This is a genomic window from Nocardia sp. NBC_00416 (assembly GCF_036032445.1).
Taxonomy (GTDB): domain Bacteria; phylum Actinomycetota; class Actinomycetes; order Mycobacteriales; family Mycobacteriaceae; genus Nocardia.
Map to the genome: position 1 here is coordinate 110,474 of NZ_CP107932.1, position 16,134 is coordinate 126,607.

At 68.3% G+C, this 16,134-nt stretch carries 15 protein-coding genes; 11 read left to right on the forward strand and 4 right to left on the reverse strand.

Annotated elements, in window-relative coordinates:
- Positions 1-209 precede the first annotated feature (209 nt).
- Together OG804_RS00530 and OG804_RS00535 are read left to right on the forward strand one after the other, a co-directional pair.
- A complete protein-coding gene (locus OG804_RS00530) occupies positions 210-1,418 on the forward strand; it encodes an esterase/lipase family protein (protein ID WP_328392693.1) in 1,209 nt (402 codons plus the stop codon).
- Between the two features lie 220 nt (positions 1,419-1,638).
- Entirely contained in the window at positions 1,639-2,664 is a 1,026-nt protein-coding gene (locus tag OG804_RS00535; RefSeq protein ID WP_328392695.1) for an NADP-dependent oxidoreductase, read from the forward strand.
- A gap of 41 nt (positions 2,665-2,705) precedes the next feature.
- Here OG804_RS00535 and OG804_RS00540 read toward each other — a convergent pair whose 3' ends face one another.
- Entirely contained in the window at positions 2,706-3,536 is an 831-nt protein-coding gene (locus tag OG804_RS00540) for an SDR family oxidoreductase (RefSeq protein WP_328392696.1), read from the reverse strand.
- A 75-nt stretch (positions 3,537-3,611) separates the two neighbouring features.
- Here OG804_RS00540 and OG804_RS00545 point away from each other — a divergent pair, with 75 nt between their 5' ends.
- From OG804_RS00545 to OG804_RS00560, 4 genes are all read left to right on the forward strand, one after another.
- Positions 3,612-5,189 carry a methylmalonyl-CoA mutase family protein gene (locus OG804_RS00545; protein WP_328392697.1) on the forward strand — a complete coding sequence of 526 codons (1,578 nt, stop codon included), beginning with the start codon at positions 3,612-3,614 and terminating at the stop codon, positions 5,187-5,189.
- Entirely contained in the window at positions 5,189-5,590 is a 402-nt protein-coding gene (locus OG804_RS00550) for a cobalamin B12-binding domain-containing protein (RefSeq protein ID WP_328392699.1), read from the forward strand. Before OG804_RS00545 ends, OG804_RS00550 begins: the two co-directional genes overlap by 1 nt.
- An 85-nt stretch (positions 5,591-5,675) precedes the next feature.
- Complete coding sequence (locus OG804_RS00555) at positions 5,676-6,632, forward strand: TIGR03564 family F420-dependent LLM class oxidoreductase (RefSeq protein ID WP_328392701.1); 957 nt, start codon at positions 5,676-5,678, stop codon at positions 6,630-6,632.
- Between the two features lie 200 nt (positions 6,633-6,832).
- On the forward strand, positions 6,833-7,879 hold the full coding sequence (locus tag OG804_RS00560; protein ID WP_328392703.1) for a CaiB/BaiF CoA transferase family protein: 1,047 nt from the start codon (positions 6,833-6,835) through the stop codon (positions 7,877-7,879).
- Positions 7,880-8,201: 322 nt separating this feature from the next.
- Here OG804_RS00560 and OG804_RS00565 read toward each other — a convergent pair whose 3' ends face one another.
- A complete protein-coding gene (locus OG804_RS00565) occupies positions 8,202-8,666 on the reverse strand; it encodes a hypothetical protein (protein ID WP_328392705.1) in 465 nt (154 codons plus the stop codon).
- Positions 8,667-8,694: 28 nt separating this feature from the next.
- Entirely contained in the window at positions 8,695-10,065 is a 1,371-nt protein-coding gene (locus tag OG804_RS00570) for an MFS transporter (RefSeq protein WP_328392707.1), read from the reverse strand.
- A gap of 85 nt (positions 10,066-10,150) precedes the next feature.
- On the opposite strand from OG804_RS00570, the gene OG804_RS00575 reads away from it, so the two are divergent.
- Together OG804_RS00575 and OG804_RS00580 are read left to right on the forward strand one after the other, a co-directional pair.
- Positions 10,151-10,630 carry a winged helix-turn-helix transcriptional regulator gene (locus tag OG804_RS00575; RefSeq protein ID WP_328392709.1) on the forward strand — a complete coding sequence of 160 codons (480 nt, stop codon included), beginning with the start codon at positions 10,151-10,153 and terminating at the stop codon, positions 10,628-10,630.
- A 335-nt stretch (positions 10,631-10,965) separates the two neighbouring features.
- Positions 10,966-11,478 (forward strand): anthrone oxygenase family protein, encoded by a 513-nt coding sequence (locus OG804_RS00580; RefSeq protein WP_328392711.1) that lies wholly within the window; start codon positions 10,966-10,968, stop codon positions 11,476-11,478.
- Positions 11,479-11,582: 104 nt separating this feature from the next.
- On the opposite strand, the gene OG804_RS00585 is transcribed toward OG804_RS00580, so the two are convergent.
- Positions 11,583-12,671 carry a ferredoxin--NADP reductase gene (locus tag OG804_RS00585; RefSeq protein WP_328392713.1) on the reverse strand — a complete coding sequence of 363 codons (1,089 nt, stop codon included), beginning with the start codon at positions 12,669-12,671 and terminating at the stop codon, positions 11,583-11,585.
- 100 nt (positions 12,672-12,771) lie between these two features.
- Between OG804_RS00585 and OG804_RS00590 the strand changes: the two genes are divergently transcribed.
- Genes OG804_RS00590 through OG804_RS00600 form a run of 3 tightly spaced genes read left to right on the forward strand, consistent with a single transcriptional unit; the run spans position 12,772 to position 16,133 of the window.
- Positions 12,772-14,175, forward strand: coding sequence for a class I adenylate-forming enzyme family protein (locus OG804_RS00590; RefSeq protein ID WP_328392715.1), 1,404 nt, complete (start codon positions 12,772-12,774; stop codon positions 14,173-14,175).
- Positions 14,153-15,058, forward strand: a complete 906-nt coding sequence (locus OG804_RS00595) for an acyl-CoA dehydrogenase family protein (RefSeq protein WP_328392717.1) — start codon at positions 14,153-14,155, stop codon at positions 15,056-15,058. The genes OG804_RS00590 and OG804_RS00595 overlap by 23 nt, the downstream gene beginning before the upstream one ends.
- A complete protein-coding gene (locus tag OG804_RS00600; protein ID WP_328392719.1) occupies positions 15,045-16,133 on the forward strand; it encodes an acyl-CoA dehydrogenase family protein in 1,089 nt (362 codons plus the stop codon). Before OG804_RS00595 ends, OG804_RS00600 begins: the two co-directional genes overlap by 14 nt.
- The last annotated feature ends 1 nt before the right edge of the window (position 16,134 follow it).

Sequence of the window (16,134 nt, forward strand, 5' to 3'; positions counted from 1 at the left end):
GAAAACCGGTCGACGCACGATCCCTTTCGGGCTCTTTCTGTGGGGGATCCCGAGTGGCGGAAACCTCGCGTAGTGACCTCCACGAACTATTCCGCGGCCCGCCGAATTGGTGGGTGACCGGCTCTAGCGTCATCGGTGTTTTCAGGTGTGGGGACGTATTCACCCAATTGCCCGGCGGACCGGGACACACCTGTTCGGAAAGGTGACTGATGAAGCGAACTACCCTCCGCGGGACCCTGCGCGCCGCCGTCGTGGCCGGTGCGGCGATTCTCGTAGTCGGGCTGCCCGGTGCCGGAGTCAACGCCGAGCCCGTTCCGGCTCCGACCGAGCAGCAGCTGGCGGATGTAATCGCCGACGGGCTGAAAGATCCGGCGGCGCGGCCGATAGCCGAAACCGGTAGCGCGGGTTCCGGTTCCGCGTGCAACTCGGGCAGTGGCGCGGGCTCGGGCAACGGCTCCGGCGACTGCTACGGGGGCTCCGGGTCCAGCTCGGGTCTGTCGGGCGGGTACTCCTCGGACACTGTGGGGTTCGGCCCGCCGTCCACTGCGTTCCTCGCGGCGTTCGGCCACAGTCTGCTGAATCCCGATGTGGCCCCGCCGGGCGCCAACGACTGGCACTGCACACCGAGCGCCGAACATCCTGAGCCGGTCGTGCTGATCCACGGCACGTGGGAGAACGCCTACGACAACTTCGCGTTCGTCTCCCAGCCCATCCACGACGCCGGTCATTGCGTCTTCACCTTCAATTACGGCAGGTCCAACCTCGTCCAAGGCGGTGGGCTCGGTTCGGTCCTGCCCGGTGCCAACGGCACCGGATACATCGAGGATTCGGCGAAGCAGATCGCGGTCTTCGTGGACCGGGTGCTGGCGGCTACGGGCGCGCAGAAGGTGAACATCGTCGCCCACTCCCAGGGCGGCCCGGTATCGCGGCAGTACCTGAAATTCGAGGGCGGCGCGCCGAAGGTGCGCCACCTGATGACCTTCGGCGCCACGAATCACGGCACCACACTGGTCGGCATCGGTGCGCTGGGGCGCGCGATCAACAATTTCGGCATCGACGTGCTCGGTCTGGTCGAGATCTTCGTGGGCCACTCCGGCATCCAGCAGACCGTCGGCTCGAACTTCGTGAACAACCTCAACGCCGGTGGCGACACGGTGCCGGGAGTCGACTACACGGTCGTCGGCAGCCGCTACGACGAGATCACCACCCCGTACGATTCGACCTTCCTGACACCCGGGCCGGGGGCGACGGTCCGCAATGTCACGATCCAGGACGGATGCGAGCAGGACCTGTCCGATCACCTGACGATGTTGTACTCCCCGCGGGTGCTGTCGATAATCCTGAACACCCTGGATCCCGCTCAGCCGCTGCAGTGCGCCTTCAATCCTTGGCTGATCGGCGGAGGCGGCAAGCTCTGATCGGCTCCCGCGCACGTCCGCGGTGCTGGGAGACCTCGCGCCGCCGGCCCGAAGTGCTGTTTCCGGCGTAGCCGGATGATCTTGCTGGCCACTTCGGGTCGGGTGGCGTCGGCGCGGCGGCCGGATTGCCGGGCGAGCGCTCCCACTCCGGATGCCGGTGATCCGCGTACCGGATAGTCTCCTTTTCGCGGCGCCGGTGCCGCGGATCGAGGGTGTTGTGATGGGTGAGAAGAATCGGCAATGGGTCCTGGTCCGGCGGCCGGCCGGCAACGAGTACGCGAACGCGGTCGAATTGCGCGACGGCGAGACACCGGATCTCGCCGCCGGCGATGTGCTGATCCGCAATATCTACTTCTCGCTCGACGCGGGAACCCGGATGTGGATGGGGCCGCGGGAGGATTCCTATTCACCCCCGACGCCGTTGGGTTCGCCGGTCATCAGCACGGTGCTGGGTTCGGTGGTGGCCTCCCGGCATCCCGACTATCGGGCCGGCGATCTGGTGCGGGCCTACGGTCAGTGGGCGGATTTCTCGATCTCCCGGCCGGACGAGGTGTACGTGGAACGGGTGAGCCGTGCGCTCGACGACCCGCGCCAGCACCTGGGTGTTTTCGGAGCCAACGGTTGGACCGCCTACCTGGGTGTCCTGGAATACGGGGAGGCGCGCCCGGGGGAGACGTTCGTCGTCTCGGCGGCGTCGGGGGTGACCGGTGCGCTGGCGGGGCAGATCGCGGCGGCGCACGGGTGCCGGGTCGTCGGGATCACCGGTTCGCCGGAGAAATGCGCCTGGCTCACCGACGAACTCGGGTTCGACGCCGCGATAGACCGTAATGCCGGTGAGCTCGGCGCCGCGTTGCGTGAGGCTTGTCCGCAGGGGGTCGACGTCTACTTCGACAATGTGGGCGGCGCGGTCCTCGACGAAGTGCTGGGCGAAATGGCGCTGTTCGGCCGGGTCGCGGTCTGCGGGCTGCTGACCCACTACGACCGCGACGAGTCCGGGCCCGGACCGGGACGTTTCGACCAGATCCTGATGAAGCGGCTGACCATGCGCGGCTTCTTCTCGCCGGACTTCTATCACCGCGGCCCGGACCTGAATCGCCGGATGCTGCCCTGGTACGACGAGGGCAAGGTCCGCATGGCCTTCGAGGTGACCTCCGGACTGGAGCACACCCTCGACGCCTACGCCCGCCTGTTCACGGGGGAGAAGGTGGGCAAGGCCCTGGTGCAGGTCGGCGAACTCGATTCCTGAGCGCGTACGGGCCGCGGCCGCGGTGGTCGCGGCCCACCGGCTCAGTCCAGGAACATATCGGGGATCGGGTTCGCGCCGCCGCCGTATTCCGAGAGATCGGTGCGGCCGGATTCGATGAGCGTCGGGGCGTCGATATAGCACGTCCCGGTGTGGTACTTCGCCTCGCGCGAGAGGATTTCCGCGGCGGCGTCCCCCATGATCTGCGGGCTGCGCGAAGATTCCAGCATTGCGGTCCCGTCCGGCAGGTTCGCCACGGCCGAGGTCGCGATGTAGGTCTGCGGCCACAGGCAGTTCGCGGCGATGCCGGCGTCGGCGAATTCGGCGGCCCACCCGAGGGTCAGCAGGGTCATCCCGTATTTCGACAGCGTGTAGGAGGGGTGTGCGCCGAGCCAGCGGGGGCTGGTGTTCAGCGGGGGCGCGATGGTCAGCACATGCGGGTTCGGCGCCTTCCGTAGGTGCGGCAGGCAGGCCCGGGTCAGCAGGAAGGTGCCGCGCAGGTTGATCTGCTGCATCAGGTCGAATTTCTTCGCCGACAGCTGCTCGGTGGGATCGGTGGCGATGGCGCTCGCGTTGTTCACGCAGTAGTCGATATGCCCGAACCGCTCGATCGCGGTATCGACGAGGCGTTGGACGTCCTCCTCCACCCGGACGTCGCCGACCACGGCGGCGGCTTTGCCGCCGGCCGCCTCGATCTCCGCGACGGCGGTGTGGACGGTGCCGGGGAGCTTCGGATGCGGTTGTGCCGTCTTGGCCAGCAATACGACGTTCGCGCCGCGGCGGGCGGCGGCGAGCGCGACGGCCAGTCCGATCCCGCGGCTGGCTCCGGATACCACGAGGGTCCGGTCGGTGAAGATCTGCTGTTCGGTCGGCATGGCACTCCTGGTCGATTATGCGTTCGCATGAAGCGGTATTGGCATTCTCATTTTATGCAAGTATCGTATTCAACGATGAACGACGCAGTCCATACCTCCTCGGGTATCCCCCTCGATCCGGTCTACGGGCCCGACGACCGGCGTACCGAACCACCCGCGCCCGGCGCGTTTCCGTTCACCCGGGGCAACTACGCCACCGGATACCGGGGACGGCTGTGGACCTTCCGGCAGTATTCGGGCTTCGGCACGGCCGAAGAGTCCAACCGGCGCTACCGCTACCTACTGGAACAGGGCGGCACCGGCCTGTCGGTGGCGCTGGACCTGCCCACCCAGTGCGGATACGACTCCGACGATCCCGAAGTAGGGGAGGAAGTCGGGCGGGTCGGCGTCGCGGTCGACACCCTGGCCGACGCCGAGATCCTGTTCGACGGAATCCCGCTGGACAAGATCAGCACCAGCTTCACCATCAACGGGACGGCGGCGATCCTGCTCGCCTTCTACGTCGCGGCGGCGGAGAAGAAGGGCGTGCCCCGGGAGAAGCTCACCGGCACCATCCAGAACGACATCCTCAAGGAATACGCCTCACGCGGCACCTGGATCTGGCCGCCGCAGCCCTCGCTGCGGCTGATCGCCGACACCATCGAATTCTGCGCCGCGCAAGTTCCGCGCTTCAACGCCATCTCGGTGGCCGGGGCGCATTTCCGCGACGCCGGCGCGACCGCAGTCCAGGAGATGGCGTTCACTCTCGCCGACGGGGTCACCTACTGCGATACGGTCGTCGAACGCGGCCGGATGAGTATCGAGCAGTTCGCACCGCAGATCTCGTTCTTCTTCTACACCCACGGAGATTTCTTCGAGGAGATCGCCAAATACCGGGCCGGGCGGCGGCGCTGGGCGACCATCGTGCGCGAACGTTACGGCGCGACCACCGACAAAGCCTCGATGTTCCGCTTCGGCTGTGTGGCCGGCGGCGCCTCGCTCTACGCCCCGCAGGCGCAGAACAACCTGGTGCGGGTGGCCTACGAGGCGATGGCCGCGGTACTCGGCGGCGTGCAGTCGATGTTCACCGCGGCCTGGGACGAACCCTTCGCGCTGCCGAGTGAGGAATCGGCGACCATGGCGCTGCGCACCCAGCAGATCCTGGCCTACGAGACCGGCGTCACCCGGGTGGCCGATCCGCTGGGCGGCTCCTATTTCGTGGAAGCCCTCACGGACAAGACCGAAGAGGCCATCAAGGAGATCATGGCCGACCTGGAGAACCGGGGCGGCATGGTCCGGGCGATCGAGGACGGATACCTGCAGGGGCTGATCGCCGACGAGGCGTACACCCTGCACCAGGACATCGAATCCGGCGTCAAACCGGTGGTCGGCGTGAACCGGTTCGTCTCCGACGAACCCGCCCCCGAGATCGCCACCTACGAAATGGATTCCGAAGGTCGCGAGACCCAGTTGAAACGCCTGGCCAAGGTGAAGGCGGAACGGGACTCCGCGGACGTGCGCGACACCTTGGCCGCGCTGTCGCGCGGCGCCGAAGGAGACGACAACCTCATGCATCGCTTGATCGACTGCGCGAACGCCTACTGCACGGTGGGCGAGATGACCGCCGCCCTCAAAGCGGTCTGGGGCGAATTCCAGCAGCCGGTGGTGTTCTGATGACCGCGCGCGTACTGGTCGCCAAACCGGGCCTCGACGGCCACGATCGTGGCGCGAAGATCGTCGCCCGCACCCTGCGCGACGCCGGGTTCGAAGTCGTCTACACCGGTATCCGGCAGCGGATCGAGGACATCGTGTCCATCGCCGTCCAGGAAGACGTCGCGGTGGTCGGGCTGAGCATTCTGTCCGGCGCCCATGTCGCCCTGACGAAACGGGTCGTCGACGCGCTGCGCGAAGCCGACGCGGCCGATATCGCGGTCGTGGTCGGCGGCACCATCCCGCAAGGCGATATCGAGAAACTGCGGGCCGTCGGCGCGGCCGCGGTCTTCCCGACCGGCACCGCGCTCGACGTGCTGGTCACCGAGATGCGGGCGCTCACCGGAACATCGGCGCCGTCCTGACTCCCGGACGCCCGGCGTCCGGGCCGGGAGCCGCCGCCAGGACGGTGGGCGGCGGCTCCACCCGAAACATGAGAGTGGAGGAATCGTGCGGATCGGTGTGATGATCGGGCCCGAGCGTGGCGATACCGCGCGCAAGGCCGCCCGGATGGTCGACGACATCAAATGGGCCGAGGCGGCCGGGATGGACACTGCCTGGATTCCGCAGATCCCCACGGATTTCGACGCGCTGGTCACTGTCGCGCTGCTGGGATCGGTGACCGAACGGATCGAACTCGGAACCGCGGTGGTCCCGTTGCAGGCACAGCATCCGATCGCACTGGCCCGGCAGGCCCTGTCGGCGCACGCGGTGGCCGGGGGACGGCTCGCGCTGGGGGTCGGGCCGTCGCATCACTGGATCGTGGAAGACATGCTCGGGCTGCCGTACGAGAAGCCCGCCGCGTACAGCCGCGACTACCTCGAGGTGCTCGGGCCCGCGTTGAACGGTCCCGGCACGATCCAGGTGTCGAACGGGAGCTTCACGGTGCACAACCCGCTCGATGTCGGCCCGGTGGCGCCCTTGCCGGTGCTGATCGCGGCCTTGGGACCGGTCATGCTGCGGATCGCGGGTGAACACACCGACGGCACGATCCTGTGGATGGCCGACGAACGCGCCATCGCCGACCATGTGGTCCCCCGGATCACCAAGGCCGCCGCCGACGCCGGGCGCGCCGCGCCGCGCATCGTGGCGGGTCTGCCCATCTGCCTGTGCGCCGCCGCCGACATCGACACCGCCCGGGAGCGGGCCAACCGGATCCTCGGCGAGGCCGAGGTCTCGCCCAACTATCAGCGGCTGCTGGAAAAGGGCGAGGCCCGCGATATCGGGGATATCTGCATCGCCGGTGACGAGGAGGCGATCGCCGCCGGTCTGCGCCGATACGCCGAGGCCGGGGCGACCGACCTGTCGGTGCGTCTGCTGCCGATCGGCGACAATCGTGACGAACTGGTCGCCTCCAAGCGCCGGACCCGCGAGATGATCGCGGAGATCGCGAAGGACCTGCGATGATGCGATACCTCCGGCTTCGCTCCGGTCTCCGCGGACCGTATGAGCCCGCTTCGAAGGAGCTGCCATGATGCGATACCTCCGGCTTCGCTCCGGTCTCCGCGGGCCGCATGAACCCGCCCCGAAGGAGCTGCCATGATGCGATACCTCCGGCTTCGCTCCGGCCTCCGCGGGCCGTATGAGCCCGCCACGCAGGAGCTGCCGTGAATGCGGGGCCGTTGGCCGGTATCCGGGTGTTGGAGGTCGGCACCATGCTGGCCGGTCCCTATGCCACCATGATGCTCGCCGACCTCGGCGCCGAGGTCGTGAAACTGGAACCGCCCGGCGGGGATATCTCGCGCAAGGTCGGCGATTACTATTTCGCCAGTCTCAACCGCGGTAAACGCAGCGTCTGCCTGGACCTGACCTCCGACACGGGACAGCGCAGGCTCGGCGAGCTGGCCGCGGATTCGCATGCGCTGCTGGTGAATCTGAAGCCGTCGGTCATCCGCAAGCTCGGACTCACCTACGAGGCGTTGCGCCGGCACAACGACCGTCTCGTCTGCGTCGCCCTCACCGGCTTCGGGCTCGACAACGGCGACGACCCGGCGTTCGACTACGTGGTGCAGGCATCCACCGGAGTCGCCGCCCTTACCGGCGACCCGGCCGGACCGCCCACGTTGCCCGGCTATTCGTCCGCCGACAATTCCACCGGCCTCACCGCCGCGCTGGGTCTGCTCGCCCAGATCGTGTCCGGGAAGGGTGGTCAGATCGACGTCTCGCTGCGTGACGTGATGCTGTCCCAGCTGAATTATCACGCGGCCGCGTATCTCGACAACGGTGTCGAACCGCAGCGCCGGCCCCACGGCGCGCACTCGTATTACGTTCCTGCACAACTATTTCCGACGGCTCAGGGATATCTGGCCCTGTTCATCACCCACGACGGCTTCTGGAAGCTCTTCGCGGGTGAGGCGGGACTGGCCGGATTCGAGACGATGGCCGAGCGGGTGAGCAGTCGCGAGGCCGTCCTGGGTCTGGTGACGGCCGCCCTTGCCACCGATACCGCGCAGTCCTGGGAGGCGCGCTTGCGGCCCCTCGGTGTTCCGGCGGCGGCGGTGCGCACCCTGTCGCAGGCCCTCGACGCGACCCCCGAGATGGTCGTCCGCGCCGGCGAGCACCGGCTCGTCGGCTCCCCGGTCCGGGTGGTGGGCTGGACCCCCGCTTACCGGCCGCCGCCGAAGCTCGGCGAACACGACGGCACGGCCGCGTAGCGCCGGAAAAAGGAGACGCCGCCAGGTGGTACCTGGCGGCGTCGAGTCTTCCGGCGTCGGGAGCCGGAAAGTCGACGTCCCACAAGCGCCTCTCGGCGGGTGGTCGCTCGTAGCGACTGATGGGGTGAGGCCCGGGGCTGTCCGGACGTCGACAGTCGATTCAACCGACGAGGTCCGCGCCCTATTCCACCCGCCGGATGTGACCTGCACGGCATCGCACGGCCTGTTGGGCGTTGGACGCCGTGGCTCCGTGCCATCCGAAACCGAGTTCGCCGTCGGCGGGGCGGCCGAACGAAACCTTCGACATACTGTTCGGCTGGTATCAGCCGGCCGAGATGCTGCCGATCGGACTGCCGTTTCCGGCGCCACCGGTGCTGTCGGCGGCGCAGTCGGCGCCGGCCGGAGCCGTATCCACCACCTCGACCGCTTGCGGGCCGATGACAATGGCGGCGCCGCCGCTCTGGTTGCCGCGCATCCAGAGCCTGTGCGTGCCGCTGGTCGTCGGAGTCCAGTCGGCGGTGGCGTCCTGGCCCGGCTGCAGCGGCTGTTCACTGCCTATCCGGGTGGCCTCTGTCGGACTCGCGCCGTCCAGGAAGTAGTAGGACGAAGTGCCCGATTGGATCTTCTTCGCCGGGACTGTGAGCGTGTACGTGTTGTCGACGCAGTGCACAGTCCCCGACACGATCAGGAAAGGGTCGTCGGCTGCCGCCGCCGATGTCGTCGACGCCGCTATCACCGCAACCGCCGCCGCGCAGAGACTCACCCGGGCCACCTGAAACTTCTTCACGCCTGCTCCCCAACTCTTCTATGAGTAATCAGTAATCGCGTTGTCGCACTGCGATATCGGGACTCTCGGTCACACCGTTACTCGTATCGAACGGGAGGTCGCAACGGGCAGCGCCGACAGGGGGTCCGGACCGCCGCCCGAGGCCGCGCCGATACCGGCTGCGGGCCGGCAGTGCGAGCGAGTCGTGTCGCGACGCTGCGGTCGTCGGCGGAGGACTGCCGGCGCGATGCCGCGTGATGCCCGTGACCTGGGTCAGCCCCCACAGCGCCAGCGCGGAGAGCGCGTACGCCGCGCCGATCCGGCAGCAACCCGCCCATCCCCAGGTGCTGTATGTCCAGGTGGTCGTGAGCGCGCCCAGCGCGGATCCCAGCGAATAGAAGGCCATGTAGGCGCCGATGACGCTGCTGGTGCGGTCCGGGTGGGCCGCGGTCAGCAGGTGCTGGCTGCTGACGTGTACGGCTTGGACGGCGAAGTCGAGCAGGACGATGCCGGCGATGAGCGGCCACAGGGTCGTTTCGGTTCGGTCGATGAGCAGCCAGGATGCGCTGAGCAGAACCAGCGAGAATCCGGTGATGGCCTGTGCGTGACCGGAGTCCGCCCATCGTCCCGCGCGGGCGGCGCCGAGCGCTCCGGCCAGCCCGGCCGCGCCGAACAGGCCGATCTGTGTGGTGCCGAAGTTCCAGGGCTCGGCGCCGAGAGGGAGGGCGAGGCCGCTCCAGAGAGTTCCGAAGGACGCGAAGAGGAAGAAGGTGATCAGGCCCCGGGTCAGGAACAGGCGATCCGTGCGGACGAGGCGCCCCATGGATGTCAGCACCTGCCCGTACCGCGTACCGGGAGTCCTGCGGTCCGGGGCGAGTGTGACGCGGACGGCGCCGGCCAGGGCCACGCACAGCACGGCGAGCAGCGCGTAGACGGCACGCCACCCGACCGTGTCGCCGAGCGCTCCGGCGAGGACGCGGACGCCGAGGATGCCGATCACCACTCCGGAGGTGACCGCGCCGATATTGCGGCCCCGCTCGCCCGGCGCGGATGCGGCGGCGACGTAGGCGACGGTCACCTGAACCACGACCGCGAACAAGCCCGCGGCTGCCAGCCCCACCACCGCGACGGTGCTGTTCGGGGCGGCGGCCGCTACCGCGGCCCCGCCCGCGGTGAGGACCAGATGCACGGTGATGAGCCGGCGACGGTCCATGACGTCGCCGAGCGGGACCAGTAGGACCAGACCGGCGAAGTAGCCGAGTTGCCCGGCGGCGACCAGCCCGCCGAGTGACTCGCGCGCCGATCCCAGGTCGGTGCCGGCCACCTCCAGCACCGGCTGGATCGCGTAGATCGTGGACACCGCCACCGCGCATACCAGCGCCAGGACGAATCGCTGCGACCTGGTGACTCCTGTTGTCACCGCACCTCCCGAATAAGTAGCAAAATGCAACTGTTTGAAGATAGGGCATAATGGTTTCGAATTGCAACTGATTGCGGAGGCGCTCATGACTACGTCGCTCGGGTCCGGCCGCGAGTGGACCGATCCCACCTGCCCGGTCGCGCGAACAATCGACTTGGTGGGCGACCGGTGGAGCCTGCTGATCGTGCGTGACGCCATGGACGGCGCGGTGACCTTCACCGAATTCCAGCAGCGGCTCGGGATCGCCCGGAACATCCTCGCCGACCGCCTGCGCAGGCTCGTCGACCACGGGATCCTCGCCACGAGCACCGCTCCCGGCGGCAAACGGCGCAGCTACGAACTCACCGAAGCCGGGCGAGACCTCTTCACCGTCGTCGTGGCGTTGCGCCAATGGGGAGAACGCCACGCTTTCACCGGCACCGAACCCCGTTCGGTGCTCGTCGACCGCGACGACAGTCCCGTCGCGCCACTGCGCACAGAAGACCGCGCCGGCGAACTGGTCACCGCGGCGACCACTCGGGTTCGCAAGGTGGGTGACCACGATGCCTCGATGACAAACGGGTGATCGGCTGTCCGGGAAGGCGGTGATCACTATCCCGCCCACTCGCACGATCGCGCTGGGCCGGACGGTTTCGGCTTTCGCTCCCGCAGCGCGGGGCGCCCGACCTCGAGCGATGTCGTGGGGGCGCTGTCCCGAGAACTCCAACATCATTGCCTTACAGCCGGGTTCGATGTACCCGGCGTAATTCCGCTTCCCTGCCGCGACCGCCGATGGGTCCGGCCGCGTCTCCATTGCTGGTGGTGGGCTGTGCGGCTGGGTAGGTTGACCGGGGTTCGGCGGCGGTTCCGCGAGGTGCGGGACCGGGCCGGGCAGTCGGGACTATTCGAACGAGGTGGGTAATGCTCGACGGAGTGCGCGCGACCGTGCTGATGGCGGCGACCGTGGCGACGGGTCTGATGGCCGGTGTATTCGGGATCTACGCGCTGGCGATCATGCCGGGACTGCGGTCGACCGACGACCGTACGTTCATCGGATCGTTCCAGGCGATCGATCGCGCGATCGTCAATCCGGTCTTCCTGCTGACATTCATGGGCGCATTGGTGCTGTCCGTCGTGGCCGCCCTGCTGAACCTCGGCGAGGGGCACCGGTCCGTGTTGCTCTGGGCGGCCGCGGGCGCTGTGCTCTACCTGGTGGCGGTCGTGATCACGGTCGCGGTGCATCTGCCGCTCAACGACGCCTTGAAGGCGGCGGGCGATCCGTCCGGACTCACGGATCCGGCCGCCGTCCGGGCGGCGTTCGCCGAGGCGCGATGGGTGGCCTGGAACATTGTGCGCGCGGCGACCAGCGGGGTGGCCTTCGTGCTGCTGGCGTGGGCGTTGGTGCAGTGGGGCCGGGTCCAGGCTTCCGCCTGAGCCCGCCGGGTCTGTTCAGCACCGCGGCGGCACACCTGACAGCCCCCGCTTCCAGGGAATTCGGTCACCGAATCCGAACGGGTGGGCAGCGCGCGTGTTACCGGTCATTCGTAGCGGACGGTCACCGAGGGGGTGTCGGGGATGGCTTGGCAGGTGAGGATGTATCCCTCGTCGAGGTCGTCGTCGGTGAGTGCGTCATTGACCCGCATGGTCGCCTTGCCCTCGGTGAGTTTGGCCATGCAGGTGGCGCAGTTGCCCGATTCGCAGGAGAACGGGGGCGTGAGCCCCGCCCGGCGGGCACTCTCCAGGAGAGTTTCACCGGCGCGGCGGGGCACGGACTTCTTCTTCCGGTTGAGGAAGATCGTGACCGTGCCCTCCTCGGTGGGAGCGGGTTGTGCGGGTGCGGCGGGTGACGCGACGGTCCCCGCCGGAATCTCCACCGGGGTCGGGGTGGTCTCGACAGCGGTGGCGGGCGCGGCCGGGGGCGGCGTGGCCGGGGGCGGTGTGGCCGCGCCGAAACGCTCCGAGAAGATCCGGCCGGGGCCCGGTAGCGCGTTCTCGATCAGCTCCATGAAGGGTTCGGGGCCGCAGATGTAGGCGTCACCGATACCGTGCGGACCCACGAACTCCAGGACCCGCGCCGCGTTCACGTAGCCGTGTTCGTCGTCGCGATGGCGCAGGACTGTCAGCCGGCCGGGGTAGCGGTCCACCAGATCGTCGAGAGCGGATTCGAAGATGGCCGAGGTGCGGTCGCGGTCGGCGCAGAGCAGCCGGACGTCGCGGCCGGTGGTGGCCAGGGTGCTCTTGGCGAGGGACAGGATCGGGGTGATGCCGCTGCCGCCGGAGAAGCCGAGCATCGGAACGTCGGCCGCGCGCAGGCAGAATCGGCCGGTCGGCACCGTCAGCTCGACCTCGTCGCCTTCGCTGAGGTTGTCGTGCATCCAGTTCGACACCGTGCCGCCCGGGACCCGTTTGACCGTGGTCATGAACTCGGTGTCGGTCTCCGGGCAGCTCGACATGGAGTACGACCGGAAGAACGGTGTGCCCTCGACGGTGAACTTGAATGTGCAGAACTGTCCGGCCTGGTAGGAGAACGGACCATCGTGCGGTTCCAGCACGAAGGTGCGGGTGTCCGATGTCTCCTTCACGATGCGCGTCACCTTCGCGCGCCGGAACAACGGTGGTCTCGCCATGGTCGCCTCCTTCTGGTATTAAGATTCTATCCAAGCGAGAATAGTATTCTCAAATTCGGATAGGAACAGCGATGAAGAGCTACCGGATCGGGGGACGCGGATGACCGGCCCCACAGTGCTCGCCTTCGAAGAGCGCGAATACACCCGCGCCGAACTGGATACGGCGGCCGACGGTCTGGCCGAGGTCCTCGAACAACGCGGAGTCCGGTCCGGGCAGCGGGTAGCGCTCATGTCCTCCAACCGTCCGGAATTCGTGACCGCGGTACTGGCCGTCTGGCGGGTCGGCGCGGCCGTGGTGCTGCTGAGCCCCGCGTGGAAGCGCGCCGAGGTCGCGCACGCACTCGAGATCACCGGTGCGCGATACGCCCTGGGCGATCAGCCGGTGCTGGCCGAGCTGATGGACATGATCTCCCTGGACGAACCCGTACCGGCCGCCACTCGTGCATTCGCGGCGCCGGACCCCGGCAGCGACGCGGTACTCGTGTTCAGTTCGGGGACCACCGGGATGCCGAAAGCGGTTCGCCACACCCATGGTTCGTTCGCGGTCGCGGTGCGGCACTGGCGCGACGCGCTGCGGTTGGGGCCGGGTGACCGGATCCAAGTGGCGACCCCGCCGTCGCATATCCTCGGCATCCTCAATATCGTCACCGCGCTGGAATGCGGGGCCTGGGTGCGGCTGCACCGCAGGTTCGAACTCGAACGGGTGCTGCGGCACATCGAATCCGACAAGATCACCATCGAGATGGCGGTCGCGCCGATCGCCCTGGCGATGGCGCAGCACCCCGGCCTCGAGTCCTATGACCTGTCCTCGTTGCGGTACATCATGTGGGGCGCCACCCCGGTGACGGCCAGCGTCGCCGAAACCGTGACCCGGCGGACCGGCGTGACCTGGCTCCCGGCCTACGGGGCGAGCGAACTCCCGGTGATCGCCTGCAACCCGATCGAAGCACCCCGGCTCGACTCTGTGGGCAAGGCGGTGCCCGGTGTGCGGGTGCGGGTGGTCTCGCTGGACGGCGGACAACCGGTCGCGCCCGGAGTGGACGGCGAGATCCAGTTGCGCGCCGAGTCGGTGATGGCCGGGTACCTGCCCGATTCGGCGACCGCCGGTGCCTTCGACGACGGCTGGTATCGCACCGGCGACGTCGGAAATCTGGACGAGGACGGCTGGCTGCGCCTGACCGACCGGTCCAAGGAAATGATCAAGGTGCGCGGATTTCAGGTGGCGCCCGCCGAGATCGAGACCGTACTGCACGGCCACGACGCGGTCTCGGACTGCGCGGTGTTCGGGGTGCCCGACGGTGCCAACGGGGAGGCGATCGTCGCGGCCGTCGCGAAGTCGGGGCCGGTCACGGCCGAGGAATTGACGACGATCGTGCGGGAGCGGCTGGCCGGCTACAAGCGATTGCACCGGGTGCTGTTCGTGGACGAGATACCCCGCCTGCCGTCCGGCAAGGTGCTGCGGCGAGTGCTGAAGGAGCAGTATGGACGTTCGGCTGACGAGTGAACAGCGGCAACTCCGGGACGCGGCGGCGAAGCTGGCCGACGAACTCGGCCCGGGTTCGGTACTGGATCTGGCCGATTCCAAGCGCCGCACCCGTTTGGAAGACGCGGTGTCGGGCACCGGTTTCCGCGAACTGCGCTCCGACGGCGCCTCCGGTGTGGAGGTGGCTCTGGTCGCCCAGGAGTTCGCGCGCGGGCTGGTGGATGTGCCTTTCCTCGGGCCGGTGCTCGCCGACGATCTACAGGGTCGACTCGACGGTGACACCGGGCTGTGGACTGTCGCCGACACCGGAATAGCGATCGATGCCGCCGGTTGTGACCGCGTCCTGAGACTGGACGGGACCGAACTGTTCGCGGGCCCGGTCGGCGACGCGGTCGCCGGTGCCGACCTCACCCGCCTCGCGGCGGCGGCCGGCGGGCCCTGGGAATCGCGCGGGGACATCTCCGACGGGCACCGGGACCGCTGGCGGGCACTGGCTCTCACCGCCACCTGCGCGGATCTGGTCGGCGTCGCGCGCGGTGCGCAGCGTCTCGCGGTGGAGTACGCGAAAGTCCGTGCGCAGTACGGAAACACGATCGGCTCCTATCAGGCGGTCGGGCATCTGCTGGCGGAGAGCGAAGCCCTCATCGAGGGATCCATCAGCGTGCTGTGGCATGCCGCCTGGGCCGTCGACGAACTGGATCCGCCCGAGGCGCTGCGTGCCGCGCGGATCGCCAAGATCTATACCGCCCGGGCCGCCCGCACGGTCTGCGAGACCGCGGTCCAGGTGCACGGCGGAATCGGCAACACCTGGGAATGCCTGGCCCATGTGTACCTGCGGCGGGCGCTGGTATCCACCGAACTGTTCCCCGTACGACTGGAGGAGGCCGGCCTTGGACTTTCGTGATTCCCCGGAGGAAGCGGCGTTCCGGGAACGCCTGCGTGACTGGCTCGGCGGCGTGGCGGGCAAATACCCCACCTCCGGCGACGAGTACTGGGCCCGGCAGGGCGAATGGCATGCCGAGCTGTATCGGGCCGGGTTCTTCGGGCTGTCCTGGCCCAAGGAGTACGGCGGCCAGGAGCTGCCGCCGGTCTACGACGTGATCCTGGACGAAGAACTGGCGATCGCGGGCTCCCCGCCGCGGCCGAGTCTCGGGTATCTGATCCAGGGGCTGGGCCACCACGCGAGCCCGGAACTGTGCCGCCGATTCCTTCCCGGGATGATCGACGGCAGCCAGCGCTGGTGCCAGGGGTTCAGCGAACCGGGCGCCGGATCGGACCTGGCCTCGCTCACCACCACCGCCACCCCTGACGGCGACGACTACGTGATCCACGGGCACAAGATCTGGACCAGCTATTCCGATGTGGCCGATTGGTGCCTGGTGCTGGCGCGGACCGATCCGGAGGCGCCCCGGCACAAGGGGATCTCCGCGTTCGTCCTGTCGATGAAGCAACCGGGGGTCGAGCAGCGACCGCTGGAGATGATGAGCGGTGTCACCACCGAATTCGGCCAGGTGCTGTTCGACGGCGCCCGGGTTCCCGCCGACCAGATGGTGGGCGCGCCCGGCGAAGGCTGGAAGCTCGCCATGACCGTGGTCGGGCACGAACGCGAACCGTCGACGCTGGGCTACGCCGCCCGCTACGGGAAGCTGGTGCGGCAGTTGGCCGCCCGGACCGAAGGGGTGATACCCGACGACCTCGCCTGGGCGGCCGTGCAGGCCGAGATGCTGCGGCTGCATGTGCGGCGGCGGCTGTCCGAACAGCTCGACGGTGTCACCCACGGGCCGCAGGGATCACTGGACAAACTGCTCATGACCTGGGTCGACCAGTCGGTCGGACACGCGGCGCTGGCCGTGGCGGGCACCGGCGACCAGGAGATGTTCGGCTCCTACCTCTACAGCCGCGCGCAGAGCGTCATGGGTGGGACATCGCAGATCCAGAAGAACATCATCGCCGCGCGCATCCTCGGATTGGGAGCCTGAA

What these genes read in the sequence shown, in the direction of transcription:
- OG804_RS00595 (WP_328392717.1), top strand. Translation starts at nt 14,153, where the DNA reads ATGGACGTTCGGCTGACGAGTGAACAGCGGCAACTCCGGGACGCGGCG.
- OG804_RS00585 (WP_328392713.1), bottom strand. Translation starts at nt 12,671, where the DNA reads ATGGCGAGACCACCGTTGTTCCGGCGCGCGAAGGTGACGCGCATCGTG.
- OG804_RS00540 (WP_328392696.1), bottom strand. Translation starts at nt 3,536, where the DNA reads ATGCCGACCGAACAGCAGATCTTCACCGACCGGACCCTCGTGGTATCC.
- OG804_RS00590 (WP_328392715.1), top strand. Translation starts at nt 12,772, where the DNA reads ATGACCGGCCCCACAGTGCTCGCCTTCGAAGAGCGCGAATACACCCGC.
- OG804_RS00530 (WP_328392693.1), top strand. Translation starts at nt 210, where the DNA reads ATGAAGCGAACTACCCTCCGCGGGACCCTGCGCGCCGCCGTCGTGGCC.
- OG804_RS00575 (WP_328392709.1), top strand. Translation starts at nt 10,151, where the DNA reads ATGACTACGTCGCTCGGGTCCGGCCGCGAGTGGACCGATCCCACCTGC.
- OG804_RS00550 (WP_328392699.1), top strand. Translation starts at nt 5,189, where the DNA reads ATGACCGCGCGCGTACTGGTCGCCAAACCGGGCCTCGACGGCCACGAT.
- OG804_RS00580 (WP_328392711.1), top strand. Translation starts at nt 10,966, where the DNA reads ATGCTCGACGGAGTGCGCGCGACCGTGCTGATGGCGGCGACCGTGGCG.
- OG804_RS00545 (WP_328392697.1), top strand. Translation starts at nt 3,612, where the DNA reads ATGAACGACGCAGTCCATACCTCCTCGGGTATCCCCCTCGATCCGGTC.
- OG804_RS00535 (WP_328392695.1), top strand. Translation starts at nt 1,639, where the DNA reads ATGGGTGAGAAGAATCGGCAATGGGTCCTGGTCCGGCGGCCGGCCGGC.